This is a genomic window from Comamonas sp. B21-038 (genome assembly GCF_022387135.1).
In the GTDB taxonomy this organism is placed as follows: domain Bacteria; phylum Pseudomonadota; class Gammaproteobacteria; order Burkholderiales; family Burkholderiaceae_C; genus Comamonas; species Comamonas sediminis.
On sequence record NZ_CP092462.1, the window covers coordinates 1,516,586 to 1,538,844 of the forward strand.

Genomic DNA, 22,259 nt, shown 5'->3' on the forward strand with positions numbered 1-22,259 from the left:
TCTCCATTTACATAGCCCAGCTGAAAAACAGTGGCAGGCGTGGGCAAGCGCCTGTCGCTGTGGAAACCCGTACCTCTTACCAGCGCAGAGCGCGTGCTGCACCGGGGCCTTGCGGCTGGTTGAGCAACTGCGCGTCCCATCGGTGGTCCAGGCGCAGCGGCAGGCGCTGTGCCGTCAAAACAGGGGGAGAGGTAGAGGGTGTGCCGGGCCGGGCAGGGGCTGCGCGGCTGCTGGCCAGGGGCGCGGGGCCAGGGCCGGCAAAGGGGCGCTGCGCAGCGGCAGGCGCGGGGGCATTCGCAGAGCGCTGGGCAAAGAGCTGGTCCAGCCAGTGCTCGGGCAAGTCGCGGGGCAGCAACCGGCCGGTGGTGCGGGTCAGGCGCAGTTCATTGATGCGCTGGTCATACATGGCGTCGGCGGCGTCCAGCATCAGCCGCTGCACATCGAGCTGGGCATCGAGCACCTGCGACAGGTTGCCCCGGCCCACTTCCAAGAGGCGGCGGTAGCCGTCAAAGGCGGCGCTGGCTTCGCGCACGGCATCGCGCAGCTGGGTTTCGCGCGCGCGGCCCGCTTGCCAGCGGCCCCAGGCGGATGAGGCAGCCTCATGCACCTGGCGGCGCACGGCTTCTTGCTGGGCCTGCTGCGCCTGCAGCTCGCTGATGGCCTTGAGGATGCGGTCGCGCAGCTCAAAGCCATTGCCAAAGTTCCAGTTCAGCTCGACGCCATAGCGCGTGCCTTCGGTATAGAGCACGCTCTTGGGATCGCGGGTGTGCGAGACGACGGCCGCAACCGTGGGCCAGCGCTGGGCCTTGCTGCGGTCCACCTCGGCCTGGGCGCGCGCGATCAGATGAGCGATCTCGCGCAGCTCGGCGCTTTGGTTTTCGGCGGCCAGCAGCGCGGCTTGCTCGTTGGTCGGCACCCAGAAGCTGGGCACCTGGGGCTCGGGCAGCCAGGACAGACTGGGGATGTAGTTGAAGTATCGGGTAAAGCGGGCCTGTGCATCGATGCGCTGGGCTTCCAGGGCATTTTGCTGGGCCAGGGCGCTGGCGCGGCGCGAGGCGGCCTGGCGCAGGTCATTGCGGCCGACGGCACCCAGCTCGGCGCGGCGCTCCTCCACCTGCGCCAGCTGGCCGATGATCTCGGCCGATTCGGCGGCAATGCGGGCCTTGGTCTGGAAGCGGTGCAGCTCCAGCAACGCAGACAATGCGTCGAGCAGCACATTCTGGCGCGTGGTGTAGAGGGCGCTGCCTTGGGCCGCTTCCATTGCCTGGGCCGATTCGATGCCGGCGCTGATGGCGCCGCCGTCGAGCAGGTTCATGCGCACTTCGGCATTCACTGCCGTGTAGGAGCTGCGGCGCCCACCCTGGGGCAGTGCCGCATTGCCGGCCGAGGTGCCGAGCTTGAACGTGGGCCAGCGTGCGCCCTCTGCGGTATGGGTGTCGTAGCCAGCCGATTCCACCGCGGCGCGCGCCTTGCGCACATCGGGGTGGTCGCTCAGCATGGCGTAGAGCGCGGCCAGCAGTTGTTGTTGGGATGCGTTGCCCGCCAGCGTACCGGGCATCAGCTTGGGCGCCATCTGCAATGCGGCAGCCGGGCTGGAGCTGGCGGGGGAAACAGGGGCGTTTGCCGTTGGAGCAGGCCGTACTGCAGGGGCGGTTGGCGCAGCATGGCTGGCCACCTCAGGCGCGGAAACTGGGCTTTCAAGCGCAGGCTCAGCCCTTTGCACGCGCAGCGGCATCTCCAGCACCGGCGGGGCATCGTGCAGGCTGCTGTCCTGCGCGGGCACGGTGCCATCGGAGAAGCCCTGGGCCTGCAGATCACTGCCCGCCAAGGCCATCGTGAGCGCACAGACGATTCCCCAGACGGCAGAGCCCTGCGGCTCGGCACGTGCCGGGCAAGCCAGCCGGGGCTGCGCCGCCAGGTAGTGGGCTGGCTGACAGCTGGGGAGAAGGGGGGCAAAGAGGCGCATGGCTCAAGGCTCCCGGAAAGCTTCGCTCTGGATATGCAGCACGGGGCGCAGCAGGTACCAGATAAAGGGCTCGCGGCCCAGCAGCAGATCCAGCTCGGCCTGCATGCCGGTGGTGATGCGGTTGTCCTTGCGGCCGACCCAGGGCTGGGCCAGGCTGGCCTGGATCCGGAAATACGAAGGCGCATCGGGAACGTTCGGGTCGTGGTCGGCATCGGCCGATACCAGCGTGACCTTGCCGGGCACAAAGCCATAGCGCAGGTAGTCATAGGCACTGACCTTGGCCTTGGTGGCCTGGCCGGCACGCACATAGCCCCGGTCGGCCGGGTTCAGGCGCGCTTCGACGATGACCTCGTCCTTGTCGGGCACGACTTCGAGGATCGCCTCGCCAGGCTTGACCACCCAGCCCGCACCCGAGCTGCGCAGCCCTTTGACGACGCCGTCGGTCGGGGCCAGCACCACGGTGCGGCTGCGCTGGTTGCGCGCCCGGGACAGGTCCTCGCTCAGGCTGAGCAGTTCGCGCTCGGTCTGCGCCAGCTCTTCGGAGGCACGGCGCCGGAACGCGCCCTGGGTTTCCAGAATCTTGGCCTGCGCCTGCTCGACCTTGGCACGGTTGCTGACCAGGCTTTGCGTGGCGGCCGCCAGATCGGTGCGCACCAAGGTCAGCGCGCGTTGCTTGTCCAGCACTTCAAGCTGGCCGATCAGTTGCTCGGCCGCCAGCTGCTGGGCGATGGCGGCCTCTTGCTCATGCAGCGCCAGGCTGCTGCGCAGACCGTCAATACGGGCCTGGCTTTGAGCCACATCCCCTCTGGCCTGCAGCAGCATGGCCTGGCTGGACGCGAGGCTGCCCTGGTATTCCAGCGCGCGCGACGAGAACGCGCCCAGCTCGGCACGCACGATCTTGTTCTCCAGCTCCTTGGGGAAGTCCGAGGCCTTGAGTGCCAAGCCCTGGCTCTCGGCGGTGAGGCGCGTGCGGCTGGCCTGCGCAGTGGCGCTGCGGGCCGTCAGCTGCTCCAGGTTCAGGCTGCTGCCGCCCAGGTCAATCTCCAGCAGCGGCTCGCCCTTGTGCACTTCCTGGCCTTCTTTCACATGCACGGTGGTGACAATGCCGCCCTCCAGGTGCTGCACGGTCTGCACGCGGTCCGACGGAATCACCTGGCCGGTGGCGACCACGACGTTCTCCACGGGGTAGAACAGGCCCACCATCACCAGCACGGCCAAGGCCGCCAGTGCGATACGGCGTTGGTTGCGGCCGGGTGCGGGTGTACCGGGATCGGGTGCGCGCTCCAGGTTTTGCAGCACCTGGGGCAGGTCGTGGAGGGAGCGGGCCGTCATGATGCCAACTCCTGGGCCTGGGCCGGGCCGGATGCCGGTGTTGGCTTGGCAGCGGCAGCAGCGCTGCGCGATGCGGTGGCCTCATTGGCAGCAGCCGCTGGCTTGTGGCTGACGCCAAAGAGCAGCGGCAGCATCTGCTCGGGCTGGCCCTGGTCGACCTGCCCATCGCCGCGCACATGGTAAATATGCTGGGCAAGCGATGCCACACGCAGCGAATGGGTGACGATGATGACGGTGTGTTTGGTCGCAATCTGGCGCAGCGTCTGCAGCAGCGCGGTTTCGCTCTCGAAATCGAGGTCGTTGCTGGGCTCGTCGAGGATCAGTACCGAAGGGTTGCGCAGAAAGAGCTGGGCCAGACCGAGCTTGCGCAGCTCGCCGGCGGACAGGCCTGCGCCGCCTTCGCCAAGCACCGTCTGGTAGCCCTGGGGCAACCGGCTGATGAAACCGTGCGCACCGGACAGCTGGCAGGCCGCCAGAATCTGGCCGTCATCGGCATCGGGGCTGACCATGCGCAGGATATCGACGATGGGGCCGCTGAACCAGTAGGTCTGCTGCGCGAGGCAGCCGACCCAGCGGCCCAGGTCATTGCGCGGGAACTGCGCCATGTCATATTCGTCGATCGAGATGGTGCCCTGCGTGGGCTGGTAAAGACCGGCGAGCAGCTTGGCCAGCGTGGATTTGCCGGCGCCATTGCGGCCCAGGATCGCATGGATGCCGCCGGGGCCGATCTGCAGCGACACGTTGTCCAGCGCCAGATGGCCCGATGGGTACTGGAAGCTGGCCTGTTCCAGGCGGAACACACCGCGTGGCCGGGGCAGCGCGATGCGTTGGCTATCGGGCTCCAGCGGCTCCTCCAGCGCATCCTGCAGGCGCGCAGTGGCCTCGTTGGCGCGGGCCAGCGAACGCCAGTTGCTGGCCAGCTGTGCAATCGGGCCCAAGGCCTTGCCTGACAACAGGTTCACCGCCATCAGGCTGCCGATGCTCATCCACTGCGCATTGATGGCCAAGGCACCCACAGTGATGACGGCGACCGAGAACAAGGTCAGCAGCACATGGCTGGTTTCCTTGGCGTTTTCCATCTCGCCGTTTTTCTCAAAGCTCTCGGCCAGCCAGCGGTCATAGCCGGACTGCCAGGCCTGCTGGGCCGCTGCGTCATAGCCCAGCACCTTGAGCGTGCCGCGTGCATTGCAGATCTCGGCCGTGCCCCTGTCCAGCTGGCGCGCCTGCTCGACTTCTTCGACCCGGCCGCTGCGCACCTCATCAGCCCACCACCAGGCCAGCACCGCCAGGATGACCATGGCCACGACGATCACCGGCAGCACCGGCCAGGCGATGATGCCGATCACGATCAGCGCGAGCAGGGCCATCGGCAAATCCAGCACCGACGAGGCCACGCCGCCCGAGATGCACGAGCGCATCGCGCCGACATCGCGGAACAGCTGCAGCCATTGGGTGGCTGAGCGCTGCTCCAAGGTCAACAAGGGGTGGCCCAGCATCGAGCGCATCAGGCTTTGCGAGACTTCGCGGTCGATCGTGGCGCCGGCTTCCCGCAGCGCACGGGCGCGTTTGCGGCGCAGGTACAGCTCCAGCGCCAGCATGCACAGCACGCCGGCGACCATGGCCGTCAGTGTGGCAGTGCCGCCGCGTGAAATGACCCGGTTGTAGACCTGCAGCAGGAAGATGGAGGGCAGAAGGCCGAGCAGACTGATGGGCAGGGACAGCCAGACGGCCTGGTGCAAATGGCCTTTGGCATGGGCGAAGGAGGTCGCCATCGCAGAGGCAAACGGGCTGGCGGTCGCCGCTTCGGCCTCCTGGGCCTGCGCCGTGGCTTCGGTGCGTGACACCAAGGCGCGGGGTAGCAGGTACTCGATCATGTAGGTCTCTCCCAATTCCTCTCAGCTATCCACTGCTGCACTGCACAAATACTCTTATCTATTTATTTGTTTTTGTTATTAAGTCGTAGAACCAACTGCTGTTTGGTTCAGCAATTGCTCTAATTTACTTTGATTTTTATCAAACATATCCCGGATGGTAGGTGGTAAGAAATTGTATTTTTTTATGGCAAATGTCACCCGCCCAGATACTTAATATAGGGTTTGATTAAATATTGGCGGGGCGGAGTGGTTGAAGTTTTTTTCTATGTAAATGTTCAACAAATTAATAGTGCTTGCTAATCAAAAATTGATTAATTGCGGGACAGCGATATGGTGAATCCACTGGTAGCTGCGCCAGCTGCTGGCCTGGGACGGTTCGGCATGCGCAAAGGGGTCGATAAACGCGGTGTACTCGCGGGTGTCGGGTGGCAAAAACATTGCTGTTTCCGGGTGAATGCGTTGCGGCAGGTTGGCGCGCAAAGGCTGGCGCAGCGCTGCGAGCCAACTGCAGCTTTGCAAATGGCGGCGTGCGGTGGCCATCGCCGGTTGCAAGGCCAGCTCGGCCACGGCAATCACGGACCAATCGGGTTGTGGTGCAGAAGCACCGCCATGGGCGAGCAGATGCCACTGCAGCCAGTGCCGGGTCAGTGCTTCCAGCGCCGCTATCTCGGGCGCCGCCATGCGGGCCGGGCTGGCGTCACTGTGCAGGCCGGTGTCGCTCGCCGGTACGGCAGTGCCTGCCGCAGCAACTGGCCCAGCGGTGCCCAGGCATCCGGCATAGGCGGTCAGTGCCACCAGACGCCAGGCGGGTGCCAGTGCGGCCGGTTTGGGCGTGGGCAACGGGGGTTGCAAGTCGCTTTCGGGCAGCGGCTGATGGGCTGCTATGCGCCGGGCCAACTGCGCCATTGCGGGCATCACGCTGTCCAGCGCGTCGGACTCGGCCTGCGCATAGCGGGCCAGTACCAGCAGGCACAGCGCATGGTTCAGGTGCTGCGCGCGCTCCGCCTGTTCGTCCCTGATGTATTCGCACAGTTGCAGCGCGGCGCGACCCAGCAGTTGGGACAGTCCACGCTGCGGCATTGCCGGGCCGTCGTCCGCCTGCTGCTGGTAGTGGTGCTGTACCAGCAGCAGCGCATAAAGCCGTGCGCAAAAGGCGTCCAAGCGCTCGCTGCTCCAGCTGTCTGAGGCGGGCTCGGGCGCGGCCAGTGCTTGCAGTATCGCCAGACTGGGATCTCTCGGCTGGGGGCCGGCTGAGGCTGCTGCGGCTTCCAGCGGCCCGCTGCTGCGCGACGGACCGGCTCCCGCGCGTGGCAACGGTGTCAGGCTGCCCTCGCTATTGACCAACAGCCCTTGCAGATGCAGCAACCAGTGCGCGCGGGGCAGGCTGTCTGGCTGCTGGGCGCCCGCCGCCAGCCAGCTGCGGGGCGCTGACGCCGTTGCTGGCCAGTGCTGCGGTGGTAGCAACTGGACCTGCTCCAGGCTCTCATCGGCCAGCGCCCAGGCCGATACGGTGGGTTGCTGGCCCGGCAGAACGGAGGCGGCGGCTTCCAACGCGCTGATTTGCAGGGGCCAGTCGATGCGCAACTCCAGGCAGTCAAGGCTGCGGCTCCAGGCCCATTGCCGCACCTGGGTCGAGCCTGCGCGCCACGCGGCATCCAGGGTGGCGCGCCGCACATAGAAGGTGGCCACGGGCTCACCCGGCGTGGCCACGCTCAGCAGCAGGATGCAATCACCGAAGGGCTCGGGCAGCGGGCTGGTGCGGGTTTTCAGGTAGTCCAGGCCCAGGCCCAGTTGCTGGACCAGGCTGGGCTGTGTGCTCCAGCGGTGGGGTGCTTGGTGCGCCAACACGGGGCCTCCAGAGGGCTGAGACAAGAGAATCGGCATGGCGCGGTTGCGCGCCATGCCGTGCGGCGCTTAGCGGTACTCGAACTCCACCCGGCGGTTGCGCTGGTGGGCCTCTTCGCTGGTGCCGGTGTCGGCCAGCCGCTCCTTGCCGTAGCTGACGGCTTCGACGCGCGCGGGATCGATCCCCAAGGTCTGCAAGCTGCTGCGTACCGACTCGGCCCGTTTTTGGCCCAGCGCCAGGTTGTATTCAATGCCACCGCGTGCATCGGTGTGGCCTTGCAACGTCAGCGATTGGCCAGGGTTGCTGCGCATCCAGCGGGCATGGCTTTCCAGAACCGGGCGATCGGCGGGACGCACCGTGTAGGAGTCAAAGTCGAAATAGACGATATGGGCGGTATTGGCCGGGCCTTTTTTGCCGGGCTGTGCGGTGGCCACGACCGGCGCCACGCCCGATTGGGCAGGTGCTTGCGCCGGTTTGGGCAGCGCGTAAATGTGTTCCTCGCGTTTGGCGGTGGTGGAACTGGTGCCGCAGGCGGTGAGGCTCAAGGCCAGTGCGGCGGCAACGGAGAGAGGTAAATGTTTGAACATGGCAATCCTTGATCGGGCCCGGCGCTTGCCTGTTGCCAGGCAAACGCTGCGAACCCATGGGGCACAAGCGGGTCACTGCTCAGCGCGGGGAGCGCTGTGCATCAGGCCGCCTGGTGGTGCAGAAGGTCCTGCGGCAGCACGCTGTGTGCATCGCCACTGGTCACGCTGCTGATGGCCGTGGCCACCGGCTGCAGCGCACTGCCTGCGCTGCTGGCCACGAAGTGCGGCGCTGCCGTACCCCCCAGCAAGCCGCCCAGCAGGCCTTGTCCGCCGAGCAGACCGCCGACGATGCCTTGTTCACCGGTGATGCCGGACAACAGGCCGGTGTTGCCACCCAGCAGGCCGCCGACGACGCCGTTGTCGCCCAGCAGGCCGCTGACGAGGCTGCCGTCGCCGGTCAGGCCCGCCAGCAAGCCGCCCGTGGTGCCATCGGCCGAGCCAAGCACACCGCCGAGCAGACCGTCAACAACACCGCCCAGGTCTGCTGCGCCGCCACCCGAGGTGGCACCGCCCAGCCCTGCCACGACTTCGTGCACGGTAGAGAGCACCGGCTCGAGCGCCTGGCCTGGCACCTGGGTCAGGCCATCGGCGACCGAGGTCACCACGCCAAGCGGGCCACCGCTGGTGCTGGTCAGGTCCTCGACGACACTGGTGACCGGTGCCAAGACGCCGCTTTGCGGATCCAGCAAGGTATCAACCACGGCGTTGACCGGTGCTGCCACCGTGCCACCGACCAGATCGCCCACCACGTTTTGCGCGGTGGTCACCAGACCGCTGCCATCGGCGCCGCCCGAGCTGGAGCCCAGCACACCGCCCAACAGGCCACCGTCTCCGGTCAGGCCGCCGAGCAGACCGCCATTGCCGGTCAAGCCGCCCAGCAGGCCGCCTTCGCCAGTGACGCCGGAGAGCAGGCCGCCGTCGCCACCCAGCACACCGCCAAGCAAACCGCCTTCGCCGGTCAAACCGCCCAGCAAGCCGCCGGCCGCGCCACCCGATGCGCCGCCGCTCAGACCCGCCACCACATCGTGCAACGCAGAGACGACCGGCTCCAGCGCCTGGCCAGGCACTTGCGTGAGGCCGTCGACCGCCGAGGTCACGAGGCCCAGTGGGCCGTTGCCGGTGTTGGTCAAGCCTTCGACGATGCTGGTCACCGGCGCCAGGACGCCGCTTTGCGGATCCAGCAGGGTATCGACCACCGCGTTGATGGGCGCTGCCACCGTTCCGCCGACGAGATCGCCGACCAGGTTTTGTGCCGAGGTGACCACGCCGCTGCCATCGGCACCGCCGGAGCCGTTGCCCAGCAATCCGCCGAGCAGACCGCCTTCACCGGTCAGGCCGCCGAGCAGGCCGCCATTGCCGCCGACGACGCCGCCGAGCAGACCGCCGTCACCGGTCAAGCCACCCAGCAGGCCGCCTTCACCGATCAGACCGCCGAGCAGGCCACCATTGCCGCCGACAACGCTGCCTAGCAGACCGCCGTCACCGGTCAAGCCACCCAACAGGCCGCCTTCACCAGTCAGACCTCCCAGCAGACCACCTTCTCCAGTGAGGCCACCGAGCAGGCCGCCGACTGCGCCGCCTGACGTGCCTCCGCTCAGACCTGCGACAACCTCGTGCACTGCAGAGACCACCGGCTCCAGCGCCTGGCCAGGCACCTGGGTCAGGCCATTGACGGCCGAGGTGACGACGCCAAGCGGGCCGCTGCCGGTGTTGGTCAGGCTTTCCACCACGCTGGTCACAGGGGCCAACACCCCGCTTTGTGGATCCAGCAAGGTATCCGCCACCACGTTGACAGGGGCTGCGGCCGTGCCGCCGACCAGGTCCCCGATCAGGTTTTGTGCCGTGGTCACGACACCGCTGCCGTCGGCACCGCCCGAGCCCGAACCCAGCAGCCCGCCAAGCAAGCCGCCGTCACCGGTCAGACCGCCCAGCAAGCCACCGTTGCCGCCGACGACGCCACCCAGCAGGCCGCCTTCGCCCGTCAGGCCGCCCAGCAGACCGCCTTCTCCAGTGAGGCCACCCAGCAGACCACCGTCACCGGTCAGGCCGCCGAGCAGGCCGCCATTGCCGCCCGTCAAACCGCCCAGCACGCCGCCAACCACGGTGCCAATCAGGCCGCCACCGAGGCCGCCGCCACCGCCGTCGCCGATACTGCCCAGGCCGGCAATCAGTTCGTTCAGCGTGCCGATCACAGGCTGCAGGCCCTGCCCTTCAACCTGGGTCAGACCGCTGACCAGCTCGGTCAGTACGCCCAGTGGGCCGCCTTCGACCGAGGTCAGGCCTTCGAGCACGTTGGTGACCGTCGCCAGGGTGCCGGTACCAGGGTTGAGCAGGCTGTCGAGCAATTGGCCTACCGGTTCAGCAACGGTGCCGCCCAGCAGGTTGTCGACGACATCCTGGGCTGTGGTGATCAAGCCGCCGTCGGTGGCACCGCCGCCCGGGACCAGACCGCCCAGCACACCGCCGACGATGGTTCCGATCAGACCGCCGCCCAGGCCGCCGCCCAAACCGCCTTCGCCAATGCTGCCCAGACCGGCAATCAGTTCGTTCAAGGTGCCAATGACCGGTTGCAGCGCCTGGCCTTCGACCTGGGTCAGGCCGCTGACCAGCTCGGTCAGCACACCCAGCGGACCGCCTTCGACCGAGGTCAGGCCTTCGAGCACCGAGGTCACCGTGGCAAGCGTGCCGCTGCCAGGGTTGAGCAGGCTGTCGAGCAGTTGGCCTACAGGCTCGGCCACCGTGCCGCCCAGCAGACCATCGACGACATCCTGTACCGTCGTGACCAAGCCGCCGTCGGTGGCGCCGCCACCGGGCACCAGGCCACCGAGCACGCCGCCAACGATGGTGCCGATCACGCCACCTCCCAGGCCACCTTCACCCACGTTGCCCAAGCCGGCAATCAGCTCGTTCAACGTGCCGATGACAGGTTGCAGCGCCTGGCCTTCGACCTGGGTCAGGCCATTGACCAGCTCGGTCAGCACGCCCAGCGGGCCACCATTGACCGAGGTCAGGCCTTCGAGCACCGACGTCACTGTGGCAAGCGTGCCGCTGCCAGGGTTGAGCAGGCTGTCGAGCAATTGACCCACAGGCTCGGCCACGGTGCCGCCCAGCAGGCCGTCCACCACGTCTTGCACGCTGGTGACCACGCCGCCGTCAGTGGCGCCACCGCCTGGCACCAGGCCACCCAGAATGCTGCCGACGATCGAGCCAATGAGGCCACCGCTGATACCGCCTTCGCCAATGCTGCCCAAACCGGCAATCAGCTCGTTCAAGGTGCCGATCAGCGGCTGCAGCGCCTGGCCGTCCACTTGGGTGAGGCCATGGACCAACTCGGTCAGCACCCCCAGCGGGCCGCCTTCCACGCTGGTCAGCCCTTCGAGCAAACCGGTGACGGTGGCGAGTGTGCCATCGCTGGGGTTGAGCAGACTGTCGATCAATTGGCCCACGGGCTCGGCCACGGTGCCGCCCAGCAGCCCATCCACCACCTCTTGCACCGTGGTCACGATGCCGGGGCCATCCGTACCACCGGGAGGCGTACCGGAGCCGCCGCCCAGCAAGCCGCCCAGCAGGCCGCCAACGCCTGCCAGCAGTTCACCGAGCGGGCTGTTCTCACCCAGCAATCCGCCCAGCACCTGGTTGACCACGCCGGGAATGCCTTCGGTAGCGGTCGGGTCGCCCAGACCGGCGATCAACTGGTTGAGCGTCGCCACCAGTGGCTCGAGCCCCTGGTCCTGGATATTGACCAGTCCATCGACCAGCTCGGTCAGCACGCCCAGAGGACCGCCATTGGTATTGGTCAGCTGCTCCAGCACGCCGGTCACCACTGCCAGGGTTCCCGTCGATGGGTTGATCAGCGAATTGACCAGGTCCGTGACGGGTGCCACCAAGGTGCCACCGCCCAGCGCGCCCAGTACGTCCTCCACCGAGGTGATCAGACCATGCCCATCCGTCGGATCGGTAGGAGTCGTCGGATCCGTTGGGTTGGTCGGGTTGGTCGGATTGGTTGGATCCGTGGGGTTGGTGGGGTTCGTCGGATTGGTGGGGTCCGTGGGGTTAGTTGGATTGGTAGGGTTGGTCGGATTGGTAGGGTCCGTCGGGTTGGTCGGATTGGTGGGGTTCGTAGGATTGGTTGGATTGGTTGGATCCGTAGGATTGGTCGGGTTCGTCGGATTTGTTGGATCCGTAGGGTTGGTTGGGTTGGTCGGGTTCGTGGGATTCGTCGGATTGGTAGGGTCCGTCGGATTCGTAGGGTTGGTGGGGTTGGTCGGATTGGTTGGATCCGTGGGGTTGGTTGGATTGGTCGGGTTTGTAGGATCCGTCGGGTTGGTCGGATTGGTGGGGTTCGTCGGGTTGGTCGGATTCGTGGGATTCGTGGGATCCGTAGGATTGGTTGGGTTGGTCGGGTTCGTAGGGTTGGTTGGATTGGTCGGGTTCGTAGGATCCGTCGGGTTGGTCGGATTCGTGGGGTTAGTCGGGTTCGTTGGATTGGTGGGGTTGGTCGGATTCGTAGGGTTCGTTGGATTGGTCGGGTTCGTCGGATTCGTGGGGTTGGTTGGATTGGTCGGGTTCGTAGGATCCGTCGGGTTGGTCGGATTCGTTGGGTTGGTTGGACTGGTGGGGTCCGTGGGGTTGGTCGGATCCGTAGGATTGGTGGGGTTCGTCGGATTGGTTGGATCCGTGGGGTTGGTAGGGTTGACCGGAGGCGTGCGGTCGTCGTCATCGTCCCCACTGTCCAATGCGGCCGCAATCAGCGCGCCACCGCCAATGCCGACGAGACCCGCCAGCAGAAAATCGCCCAATGTGGAGCCACCTGCCTCGGCCGTTTCCTGGGTTACCACCAGGCCCAGCGCGTCGGTGTCATCGCCGGCAGGGGCTACATCGACTTTGCCGGAGGCCAGATCCAGCGCCATGGCACCGGCCCCGTCAGACCCTGCCTGGTAGCCCAACGTCGCCTCGGTGCCACCGGCAAAGGTACCGACCAGCTTCTGGCCACCAGCGCCGGTGAACTGGGCCTGCGCACTGCCATCGGCCGGGACGATGATCTTGTCACCCACCTGCAAGGCTGTGCCTGCCGGCGTTGCCATGGTCTGGCCGTCGCGCACGATCTGCACGCCAGCAGTGGCCTGGGACAGCGTGGCAGGCGTGCCTTTGGCCGATGCGGCCATCGCCGCTCCACTGCCGGTTTGGGACGCTATGCCGTGGGTTGCCAGTGCGGCAGCTGCGGTATTGGAAGGGAGGGCGGTAGAGGTGGTCATGTTCTCTGTCCTGTTGGAGATGGAATATCAAACGCAAGGGCTCCGACTCGCCTCGCGAGGCTTATCTGGGTGGAGCCTGTGCAACATGTGTGCCATAGATTTGTTTTTTATCTGGCGTCTTTTGGTTTTTCATAAGTGATTGAAAAATATGGGGTAATTTATTAACCAATGGAAAATCCGCTATTTAAAAACTATGATTCGGAAGGGTGGTTAAGCTATGTCCAATGTTGTTCCGTGGGGTGTTACGTAACGTTCCCGAGTTATGGCGGAGCAAATCTGTAAATATTTGATACTTTTGTTGGTTCATAGTATTTGCAACATGGGGCGGGATAAGCCATAAAAATTTACATAATGAATCAGGTGCCGTGCTCGCATACCATTTCCGCTGTCGTCTGCTTCTCGCCTGTTGTTCCAAATCGCTGATCCGGTGCCTGTCGGGCCGGACATTCGGCTGCGTTTTCTGACCCATGACTTTGAAAAAGCCATTTATGCGCATTGCGTCTCGCCCTGTTTCTCGTTCGATCCGGTTATTGCAGACGCGGCTGCCCCGAGTGGCCGCCGCACTATGGACAGGCGGCGCCGCCGCGTTGCTGGCGCTGCCGGTCCATGCGGCGCGAGAGGTGGATGCCGTCGCGCAGCTGCTCGAGCAGGGGCACACCGAGCAAGCCGCCCAGCAGGCCGACCAGTTTCTGCAACTGAACCCCGCCGATGCAGAGATGCGCTTTTTGCGCGGTGTGATCGCTACGGAGCAAAAGCAGCTGCCGCAGGCCATTCAGATCTTTTCGGCATTGGCCCGCGATTACCCGGCCATGCCCGAGCCCCATAACAATCTGGCGGTGCTCTATGCCGCTCAGGGGCAGGAGCGCAAAGCTGTCGATGCGCTGGACCAGGCCATCCGCGCCCAGCCCGGCTATGCCACTGCCTATGAAAACCTCGGTGATCTGTATGCACGCATGGCCAGCCAGTCCTACGCCAAGGTGCTGGAGCTGGACAGCGGCCGCCAGGGCATTGCTCCGAAGCAGGCGCTGATCGCCCAGATTGCGACGGCAAAGGCGGGGTCTGTTGCGCCGGCCGCTGCGTTGCCAGTGGCTGCGGTGGCCGCGGACGCGCCCGTGTCTGCAGCCAAGGCCGCGCCAGCGCCAGACTTGACGCCTGTGCAGTCCGCAGCTTCACTGGGCTCCACCGAGCCTGCGCCGCCGCCGTCTACCGCCGGGCGCACCCCATCGGCGTCGCCCCGGCCCCTGGCCGGCGCGCAGGCGGCCCTATCTTCTGCCCGCCCCGATCCGGCGGGGGATGCGCCGCCTGCGCAAACCGCTACGCCGAAGGCCGATGCTTCCCCTGTCGCCGTCCAGGCGGCTGTACAGGCCTGGGCAAAGGCCTGGGCACAGCAGGACATGGACGCCTACCTGGCTGCCTACAGCCCCAGCTTCACACCCGCCGATGGCAGCAGCCTGGCGGCCTGGAAGCAGTCGCGCCGCCAACGCATTGGGGGCAAGCGCGAGATCAGCGTAGTGCTGAGCGATGTGCAAGTGGTGGTGGAGGGCGAGCGTGCCAGCGCGCGGTTTCTGCAGGCCTACGCCTCCGGGGCACTCAAGAGCAACACGCGCAAGACCTTGGTGCTGCAGCCGGAGCAGGGCCAATGGCGCATTGTGAGCGAGACCGTCGGGCGCTGAGCCAGTGCGACAGGAAAGGCGCCTGCCGGGAACGGACAGGCGCCTGGCTGGGGTGGGGCGCTCAACGTAGTCGTACGGGCTGCTGGCGCTGACTGCCGCAACTCGTGCGCATTTCGCGCCCCCAGCGTTCAGTTGCGCGCAAGGTTGGAGAAATTCACCGCCGCGCTGATCGTGATCAGCAACTGGCTGGCCACGCGGCAGTCGGTCAACGGCGCGCGGCTGCCACCGCTGGCAGGGCGCTGGCGGCCGGCCAGTGGATGCCCCGCTTTGGGCCAGACCATGCGCTGGTAGCAGGTCTTGAACAGCGACTGCATGCCCGAGAAAAACTGGCTGCGCTGCGCCGGGCTGGAGAACGCGGGTTGGCCGTGCTGCAGCGAGCATTCCATCAACGCAGTCGCCACCCAGGGCTCGGGATGCAGCTTGCTGTGCTCCTGGTCTTGTGCCAGGGCGTGCATCTGTTGCCAGGCTGCATGCAGCCATTGGCAGTCCGTGGCGGATGCGGGCTCGCCGCCGCCGGGTGCATCCCCAGCCTGCTGCCCGCTCAGTTGCAGGCTTTGCAGCGCCAACTGGGCCCAGGGTGCAGAGGCACCGGCGGCGTTGCCGGTCTTGCCATGCAACTGCTGTGACAGCAGGCCAATCAGGTCCCGCAGCGCTGGGGCACTGCCAGCGCCCGGGTAGAGGTGGACATACTGCACCAGCACGATCAGCCCCATCGCCTTGAGCAGGTCGCTGCCGCATTCATGCAGGCTCCAGCGCTGCATTTGCGCAACCTGGTAGGCGATGGCACGGTGCACAGTCATGGAGGACGCCGCTGTGGTTCCGCTTTGGCGCTGCGTCAGCAGCAGTGCGTAGGTGATGCCAAGGTGGTCGATCAAGGTGCTGGCCTCGGGCCAACTGCCGTCTTCGCTCTGGCTCAGGGCCAGCAGCTGCTGGGTAGCCTGGTAGATCGCCGGTGCCGCGTCGCCCCGGTTCTGCCGTGGTGCGGCTGGCGGGTAGTGGGGCAGGGTGCGCATTTCTCCCAGGGGGCAGAGGTGCAGGCCTTCCAGCACCAGATGCCAGCGGGCCTGGGTGTTGGGTGGCACCGCATCGCTCAACTGCTGCAGGCGCGAGAGCGCCCGCGTTGTCTGCTGGCTCAGCGCGGCGAGCATTTCGCCGCGGTACGGCGCATGGTCGGCCAGGCTCCAGGACTGGCGCAGGTCAGCCAACGCATCCTGCGGCTCATCGCCCGCCAGCGGAAGCACTGCCGTCACCCAGTCGACACGCAGCTCCATGCTGGTGATGTTGAATGCCCAGGCCCACTGCCGGATCCGCGCTGCACCTTCGGCCCAGGCTTCATCAATGCTGGGCTGGTGGGTGCAGAAGCTGGTGATGGGCAGGTGCTGTGCGGTCACCGTGAAGAACATCAGGCAGCCATCGTAGGGCTTGGGCAGCTCGGCCGCCTGCTGGGCGACAAAGCGTGCAGCCAGTTGGAGCTGGTGGCTCAGTCCCGGGGCGCTGTGGACCTCCATGGACAGGTGGCGTTCCTGGGCTGCATCGAACAAGGTATCGCAGACCTCCGGGCTGAGCAAGGGAGCGTTTTGGGTCATGTGCAGGTCTCCGGTCCGGGTGAAGGGCTGGCTGGGTGAAAAAATGTCTGGCCTGCAAGGAACTGAGCAACTGCCGTGCCAGCGTGCCCATGCTTTCCGGAAGAATGTCTGCAATCGGGATGATGTTGATTTATTTGAATATTTTCATACCCGGTGGTGCGGGTCCGCTTCTGAAGGCCCACGCCGCTCTCGCTGTGTTCCCCGGTTGTTACGTAACGTTTGGCCGGTGTTCCAAGAGCGCCTGGCCCGCGCAGCCCCATGCTTGGCCGCTGCAGCGGTCTGTATAATCAGCCCGCTTTGAGCGCGCTCCCGGCGCCGCCTTTGCCGTCTTCAGGGGCGCGTAACCGGCAAGCAAGATTTCTGGCTGTTTTCTGCGGCTTTGGTCCACTGCAACGAGACAAATCCCCCATGCAAAGTGCTTCTCCAGCGCGCCCCTCCCTGCGATCTGTGGTGCCCGTCCTATGTCGCCAGCACTGGGCGGCGGTCTGTGTGGGTGTGCTGCTGGGGGGGACAGCGCTGCAGGGGCAGGCCGCGCCGCCATCGCCAGCGGTGGCAGAAGTGAGCCAGCTGCTGCAGCAGGGCAAGGCGGCCCAGGCTGCCAAAGAGGCCGACGCCTACCTGCGCAAGCAACCCGCCGATGTGGAGATGCGCTTTTTGCGTGGCGTGATTGCGGCCGAGCAAAAGCAGAATGCGCAGGCGATCAGGATCTTCCAGGAGCTGACCCGCGATTACCCCGGCATGCCCGAGCCTTACAACAACCTGGCTGTGCTGTATGCAGCCGATGGGCAGGACCGCAAGGCGGCGCAGGCGCTGGAGCAATCGATGCGCACCCATCCGAGCTACACGACGGCGCATCAGAACCTGGGCGACCTCTATGCGCGCATGGCCAGTGATGCCTATGCGAAGGCGCTGCAGCTGGAAGGCGGGCCCAAGCAAACGGGGCCCCAACTGGCGTTGATCACGCAGATTGTTCCGGCGTCGCTTGCCAATGGCAAGAATGCCTTGGTGCAGGCCCGCGCCGATGCGCCGCCCAAACTGGTGGCACCACCGCCTGCGCCGGCCCCCGCACCCGCACCCGTACCCGTGCCCGTGCCAGCACCCGCACCGGTGCCAGCACCGGCCCCCGTGACCGCGCCCAAGCCGCCTGCGCCGAGCCCTGCGCCGGCTGTAGTGGCCCAAGCGGCTCCTGCGCCTGCTCCCGCCAAGGCGGTAGCGGCGCCCGCTCCAGCGCCGGCCTCTACGCCTGCTCCGGCGCCCGCGCCCAAGGCGGCTCCGGCACCTGCCGAGCCCGCCCACGCCGTGGCCGCCGCGCCAGCCGCCAAACCGGCAGCACCGGTGGCCGAGACCAAGCCCAAGCCAGCGCGCGATACCGCCAAGCTGGATGTGGAGCGCGCCGTCAACGCCTGGGCCTCCGCCTGGGAGAAGAAGGACATGGGCGGTTATCTGGCCGCCTACAGCGACCAGTTCAGCCCGGCCGGTGGCGGCAGCCTGGCGGCCTGGAAGGAAGAGCGGCGCCAACGCATCGTCGGCAAACAGGCGATTGTGGTGAATGTGCGCAATCTGCAGGTCAGCATCGACGGCGACCAGGCGACCGCCAAGTTCCGCCAGTACTATGCGGCCGGTTCCCTCAAGACGACCACCCGCAAGACCTTGGTGATGCGCCTGGAAAAAGGCCATTGGCGCATCATGCGCGAGACCACTGGCGGCTGATCGGGCAGCTATGATCGGCGCTGGTCCGCACGGAAGTCAGTAGAAGGAATCGCAGGCTATGCCTTTTTGCAAGCAGTTTTGGCGCACGGGGATTGGCGCAGCCATGGTGGCCGCCGCAGGCGCGGCGCTGGCCGCAGGCACCCCGGTCACGCCGCGCGCTGCAGCACAGGCCGGCGCCGCTACTGCCAACATCCGCCAACCCGATGCCGAAGAGCGCCTGGTGCAGATCATTGCGCTGGTGCAGAACCAGCAGCTGGACCAGGCCCTCAAGGCGGCAGCCAGCTTGACGGCCGATGTGCCGCATTTTCAGGCGGCGCAGCTGGTGTATGCCGATCTGCTGCGTTTTCGCTCCGGCCAGCCCGGCGCGTTGACACCGGCTGCGGTGGCCGAGCGGGCTGCGATGCTGCCGGTCAAGCATGTCCCGCTGCCGCAAGCCGGGGCAGCGCCGTTGCCCATTCCTGCCGCCAGCGTTCAGGGCGCGCAGAGTCTGGAGCAGCTCCAGGGACTGCAGGACGAAATCCGCCGCCGCATGCATGGCGCCCGGTCGCTTCCCGCTGCTGGCCAGGTGCCTGCGGAGTTTCTGTCGCTGTCGCCCTCGGTGCGGCAGGTCATTGCGATCGATGCGAGCCAGTCGCGCCTTTATTTGCTGCGCCATGACAAGGGCCAGTTGCAGCTGGTGGACAGCTTCTATGTCTCCGTTGGCAAGCTCGGCGTGGGCAAGCTCGAAGAGGGTGACCAGCGCACGCCCGAAGGCATTTACTTTATCGGCCGGCAGATCGCAGGACAGCGCCTGCCCGAGTTTTATGGCAAGGGCGCCCTCACGCTGAACTACCCCAATGACTGGGACAAGGCCATGGGCCGCTCGGGCAGCGGCATCTGGCTGCACGGCGCGCCGCCGGACCAGTTTGCGCGCCTGCCCCAGGCCAGCGATGGCTGCGTGGTGCTGGCCAACCCCGACTTGATCGCGCTGATGCGCACGGTGGACAAGCTCACGCCGGTGCTGATCCGCGATCAGCTCCAGTGGGTGGCGCCAAGCGATGCCTCCCACCGCCAGAATACGGAGGCCTTCCAAGCCGTGCTCCAGCAGTGGCACCAGGCCTGGATGCAGGACGGTCCCCAGGCCGCTTTGCAGCTGGCCTCGCCGCAATGGACAGCCTCGCCCGAAGGCCAGGCCTGGCAGAACCGCATGGCCGCGCTGTTCAAGGGCCGCAACGTGGAGCTGCAGGACATCTCCACCTACGGCTGGAAGGACGACAAGGGCGAGATCCGTGTTGCCAACTTGAAGCTCAAGAGCCGCGAACAGGCCCAGCCCTTGTCGCTGCGCCAGTACTGGCGCAAGGTGGGCAACGACTGGCGCTTGTTCTCTGAAGACCTGCAAAACCAGAGCTGACCGTGGTCAGCCCATAGCGAAAGGCCCAAACCGAGGTTTGGGCCTTTGTGCTTTGTGCAGCGGCTTAGTGCTGCGAGTCCGGGTCATCCAGCAGCTGCTGGCGCAGCTTCTGGTCTTCGGTCATCTCAAACCACATGGCGTTGAGCACCGCAAAGGCGGCGGCCAGCGGCAGGCCGAGTATCCAGGAGAAATACCACATAGTCGAATCCTTTCTGTGTGCAGCGGCGCTCAGTAAGCGTGGCCGTTGCCGTCGTTGATGTCCTTGGCATTGACCTTGCCCCAGAGGACGGAGTAGACCCAGCTGGTATAGGCGAGGATCAGCGGCATGAAGATGAGGGTGCAGACCAGCATGATGAACAAGGTCATGTGGCTGGACGAGGAATCCCAGACCGTCAGGCTGAAGCGCGGATCCACGGACGAGGGCAGGATCATCGGGAACATCGAGGCGCCCACGGTCAGGATGATGCCAGCAATGCCCAGGCCGCTGGTGATCATCGCCAGACCATCCTTGCGGGCGCGGATCAGCACGGCCGCCAGCAGGCAACCCAGTACGCCGAGAATGGGCGCCGCCATCGTCCAGGGGTGCTGCTGGTAGTTTTGCATCCAGGCGCCGGGGGCGTGGGCTGCGGTCTTGAACAGCGGGTTCGACGGGCCGGTGGTGTTCACCACCGAGGTGATGCTGTAGCCGTCGACAAACTTCCACAGCACGATGCCTGCGAGCACGAACAGCACGGCGGTGACGACGGCCGAGATGCTGCCCACGGTGCGGGCCCGGGCGGCAATCGCACCTTCGGTCTTGATGCACAGCCAGGCGGCGCCATGCATCAGCAGCATGGTGACCGAGATCAGGCCCGCCAGGATCGCGAAGGGGTTGAGCAGGCCGAAGAAGCTGCCGTCGTAGTGGATATAGAGCTCAGGCGTCAGGCGGAAGGGTACGCCCTGCAGCACATTGCCCATGGCCACGCCGCAGATCAGCGCGGGGATGAAGCTGCCGGCAAACAGTGCCCAGTCCCAGCGGCTGCGCCAGGCGGGAGACTCGTTCTTGCTGCGGTACTTGAAGGCGACCGGGCGCAGGATCAGACCGATCAGGATCACGAACATGGCCAGGTAAAAGCCCGAGAAGGACACCGCATACAGCTGCGGCCAGGCGGCAAAGATGGCGCCACCGCCGAGCACCAGCCAGACCTGGTTGCCTTCCCAGGTGGGGCCCACTGCGTTGATGATGACGCGGCGCTCCAGATCGTTCTTGCCCAGGAAGGGCAGCAGCATGCCGGTGCCCAGGTCAAAGCCGTCCATCACGGCAAAGCCGATCAGCAGCACGCCCAGTAGGACCCACCAGATGACACGCAGGGTGTCGTAGTTCAAAAGTGTATGCAAGATCATGGTGTTACTTTCCCGAATAGGTAGGTTGTGCCGTGGCGATCGAGGCATAGCTCAGCGGCTGCGGATCACGCTGCTCGGGCTCCAGCTCGGGGCCCTTCTGGATGGCCTTGAGCATCAGCTTCATCTCGATGATCAGCAGCACCGTGTACAGCGCCACAAAGCCCAAAATGGTGATCAGCAGGGTGGTCACGCCCAGGTTGGATGCGGCCACAGCGGTGGGCAGCACGCCTTCGATGATCCAGGGCTGGCGGCCGAACTCGGCCACAAACCAGCCGCACTCAATGGCGACCCAGGGCAGCGGGATCGACCAGACGGCTACCCACAGCAGCCAGCGGCGGTTTTCCAGCTGGTGGCGCGACGCGAGGTAGAAGAACACGGCGGTCAGCACGATGAAGAACATGCCCAGCGCGACCATGATGCGGAAGGTCCAGAACAGCGGAGCCACCTGCGGAACCGTGTCCCAGGCCGCCTTGGCGATCTGCGCGTCGCTGGCCTGGCGTGGGTCATCGACATAGCGCTTGAGCAGCAGCGCATAGCCCAGCGACTTGCCATTGGCCTCGAACTGCTCCTTGAGCTCGGGCGAGATCGTCGTCGTGGAGCCCGCTGCGCGGATCTTCTCCAGTGCGTCATAGGCCTTGATACCGTCGCGGATCAGCACCTCGGCATGCTTGACCAGGTCGTTGATGCCCTGCAGCTCGGTATCCAGCGAGCGGGTGCCGATCAGACCCATGGCCCATGGGATGTGGATGGCGTAATGGGTCTCGCGCGCTTCCTGGTCGGGGAAGCCGATGGCAGTGAAGGCGGCCGGTGCAGGCTCGGTCTCCCACATCGCTTCGATCGCGGCGAGCTTCATCTTCTGGTGTTCGCCCGACAGGTAGCCGGACTCGTCACCGAGCACCACCACCGACAGCGAACCGGCCAGGCCAAAGGCGGCAGCGACGGTCATCGACCGCTTGGCCAATGCCACATGGCGGCCCTTGAGCAGGTACCAGGCCGACACGCCCAGCACAAACATGGCCGCGCAGACATAACCGGCAGAGACGGTGTGCACAAACTTGGCCTGCGCCACCGGGTTGGTGAGCACGGCGGCGAAGTCATTGACTTCCATGCGCATGGTCTGCGGGTTGAAGACGGCACCCACGGGGTTCTGCATCCAGCCGTTGGCGATCAGAATCCACAGCGCCGACAGGTTGGTGCCCAGGGCGGTGAGCCAGGTGACGATCAAGTGCTTGACCGGCGAGAGCTTGTCCCAGCCGAAGAAGAACAGACCGACAAAGGTCGCCTCCAGGAAGAAGGCCATCAGCCCTTCGATGGCCAGCGGGGCGCCAAAGATGTCGCCCACATAGTGGCTGTAGTAGCTCCAGTTCATGCCGAACTGGAACTCCATCACCAGGCCCGTGGCCACGCCGATGGCGAAGTTGATGCCAAAGAGCACACCCCAGAACTTGGTCATCTGGCGCCAGATGACGCGCCGCGTCATCACATAGACCGTCTCCATGATGGCGATCAGCATGGACAGCCCCAGGGTCAGAGGTACGAAGAGAAAGTGGTACAGGGCTGTGAGTGCAAACTGCAATCTTGATAGCCCGACGATGTCGAGATCCATGAACTGGTCCTTCCGTGTTGTAAGTGCTCGATCTGGTAGAAAAACTACGTG

General features: G+C 65.7%; 13 protein-coding genes. 3 read left to right on the forward strand and 10 right to left on the reverse strand.

Features of this window, described 5'->3' with window-relative positions; all coding sequences use genetic code 11:
• Window positions 1–76: 76 nt before the first annotated feature.
• The 6 genes from MJ205_RS06825 to MJ205_RS06850 form a co-directional block, all read right to left on the reverse strand.
• Window positions 77–1,966: a TolC family protein gene (locus MJ205_RS06825; RefSeq protein WP_239811766.1), complete on the reverse strand. Its 1,890-nt coding sequence runs from the start codon at window positions 1,964–1,966 to the stop codon at window positions 77–79.
• A 3-nt stretch (window positions 1,967–1,969) separates the two neighbouring features.
• Entirely contained in the window at window positions 1,970–3,298 is a 1,329-nt protein-coding gene (locus MJ205_RS06830) for an HlyD family type I secretion periplasmic adaptor subunit (RefSeq protein WP_239811767.1), read from the reverse strand.
• On the reverse strand, window positions 3,295–5,172 hold the full coding sequence (locus tag MJ205_RS06835) for a peptidase domain-containing ABC transporter (protein ID WP_239811768.1): 1,878 nt from the start codon (window positions 5,170–5,172) through the stop codon (window positions 3,295–3,297). Before MJ205_RS06835 ends, MJ205_RS06830 begins: the two co-directional genes overlap by 4 nt.
• Window positions 5,173–5,472: 300 nt before the next feature.
• Window positions 5,473–7,020, reverse strand: a complete 1,548-nt coding sequence (locus MJ205_RS06840) for a hypothetical protein (RefSeq protein ID WP_239811769.1) — start codon at window positions 7,018–7,020, stop codon at window positions 5,473–5,475.
• A 66-nt stretch (window positions 7,021–7,086) separates the two neighbouring features.
• Window positions 7,087–7,605, reverse strand: coding sequence for an OmpA family protein (locus tag MJ205_RS06845; protein WP_239811770.1), 519 nt, complete (start codon window positions 7,603–7,605; stop codon window positions 7,087–7,089).
• A 101-nt stretch (window positions 7,606–7,706) separates the two neighbouring features.
• A complete protein-coding gene (locus tag MJ205_RS06850; RefSeq protein WP_239812846.1) occupies window positions 7,707–12,860 on the reverse strand; it encodes a hypothetical protein in 5,154 nt (1,717 codons plus the stop codon).
• Window positions 12,861–13,348: 488 nt separating this feature from the next.
• Between MJ205_RS06850 and MJ205_RS23730 the strand changes: the two genes are divergently transcribed.
• Window positions 13,349–14,533 carry a L,D-transpeptidase Cds6 family protein gene (locus MJ205_RS23730; RefSeq protein WP_305852722.1) on the forward strand — a complete coding sequence of 395 codons (1,185 nt, stop codon included), beginning with the start codon at window positions 13,349–13,351 and terminating at the stop codon, window positions 14,531–14,533.
• A 128-nt stretch (window positions 14,534–14,661) separates the two neighbouring features.
• On the opposite strand, the gene MJ205_RS06870 is transcribed toward MJ205_RS23730, so the two are convergent.
• Window positions 14,662–16,119: a hypothetical protein gene (locus MJ205_RS06870; protein ID WP_239811771.1), complete on the reverse strand. Its 1,458-nt coding sequence runs from the start codon at window positions 16,117–16,119 to the stop codon at window positions 14,662–14,664.
• Window positions 16,120–16,569: 450 nt separating this feature from the next.
• Between MJ205_RS06870 and MJ205_RS06875 the strand changes: the two genes are divergently transcribed.
• Window positions 16,570–17,829 carry a L,D-transpeptidase Cds6 family protein gene (locus MJ205_RS06875; RefSeq protein WP_239811772.1) on the forward strand — a complete coding sequence of 420 codons (1,260 nt, stop codon included), beginning with the start codon at window positions 16,570–16,572 and terminating at the stop codon, window positions 17,827–17,829.
• Window positions 17,830–17,887: 58 nt separating this feature from the next.
• Entirely contained in the window at window positions 17,888–19,219 is a 1,332-nt protein-coding gene (locus MJ205_RS06880) for a L,D-transpeptidase family protein (protein WP_239811773.1), read from the forward strand.
• A gap of 64 nt (window positions 19,220–19,283) precedes the next feature.
• Here MJ205_RS06880 and cydX read toward each other — a convergent pair whose 3' ends face one another.
• From cydX to MJ205_RS06895, 3 genes are read right to left on the reverse strand one after another with little or no spacing between them, the layout of a single operon-like run.
• Window positions 19,284–19,418, reverse strand: coding sequence for a cytochrome bd-I oxidase subunit CydX (gene cydX / locus MJ205_RS06885; RefSeq protein ID WP_021025677.1), 135 nt, complete (start codon window positions 19,416–19,418; stop codon window positions 19,284–19,286).
• A gap of 29 nt (window positions 19,419–19,447) precedes the next feature.
• Window positions 19,448–20,602, reverse strand: coding sequence for a cytochrome d ubiquinol oxidase subunit II (gene cydB, locus MJ205_RS06890; RefSeq protein WP_239811774.1), 1,155 nt, complete (start codon window positions 20,600–20,602; stop codon window positions 19,448–19,450).
• A 4-nt stretch (window positions 20,603–20,606) separates the two neighbouring features.
• Window positions 20,607–22,208 (reverse strand): cytochrome ubiquinol oxidase subunit I, encoded by a 1,602-nt coding sequence (locus tag MJ205_RS06895; RefSeq protein ID WP_239811775.1) that lies wholly within the window; start codon window positions 22,206–22,208, stop codon window positions 20,607–20,609.
• Window positions 22,209–22,259 lie beyond the last annotated feature (51 nt).

Excerpts from the sequence above, each read along its gene's own strand:
- MJ205_RS06825 (WP_239811766.1), bottom strand. The coding sequence starts at position 1,966 with ATGCGCCTCTTTGCCCCCCTTCTCCCCAGCTGTCAGCCAGCCCACTAC.
- MJ205_RS06830 (WP_239811767.1), bottom strand. The coding sequence starts at position 3,298 with ATGACGGCCCGCTCCCTCCACGACCTGCCCCAGGTGCTGCAAAACCTG.
- MJ205_RS06835 (WP_239811768.1), bottom strand. The coding sequence starts at position 5,172 with ATGATCGAGTACCTGCTACCCCGCGCCTTGGTGTCACGCACCGAAGCC.
- MJ205_RS06845 (WP_239811770.1), bottom strand. The coding sequence starts at position 7,605 with ATGTTCAAACATTTACCTCTCTCCGTTGCCGCCGCACTGGCCTTGAGC.
- MJ205_RS06850 (WP_239812846.1), bottom strand. The coding sequence starts at position 12,860 with ATGACCACCTCTACCGCCCTCCCTTCCAATACCGCAGCTGCCGCACTG.
- MJ205_RS23730 (WP_305852722.1), top strand. The coding sequence starts at position 13,349 with ATGCGCATTGCGTCTCGCCCTGTTTCTCGTTCGATCCGGTTATTGCAG.
- MJ205_RS06870 (WP_239811771.1), bottom strand. The coding sequence starts at position 16,119 with ATGACCCAAAACGCTCCCTTGCTCAGCCCGGAGGTCTGCGATACCTTG.
- MJ205_RS06880 (WP_239811773.1), top strand. The coding sequence starts at position 17,888 with ATGCCTTTTTGCAAGCAGTTTTGGCGCACGGGGATTGGCGCAGCCATG.
- cydX (WP_021025677.1), bottom strand. The coding sequence starts at position 19,418 with ATGTGGTATTTCTCCTGGATACTCGGCCTGCCGCTGGCCGCCGCCTTT.
- cydB (WP_239811774.1), bottom strand. The coding sequence starts at position 20,602 with ATGATCTTGCATACACTTTTGAACTACGACACCCTGCGTGTCATCTGG.
- MJ205_RS06895 (WP_239811775.1), bottom strand. The coding sequence starts at position 22,208 with ATGGATCTCGACATCGTCGGGCTATCAAGATTGCAGTTTGCACTCACA.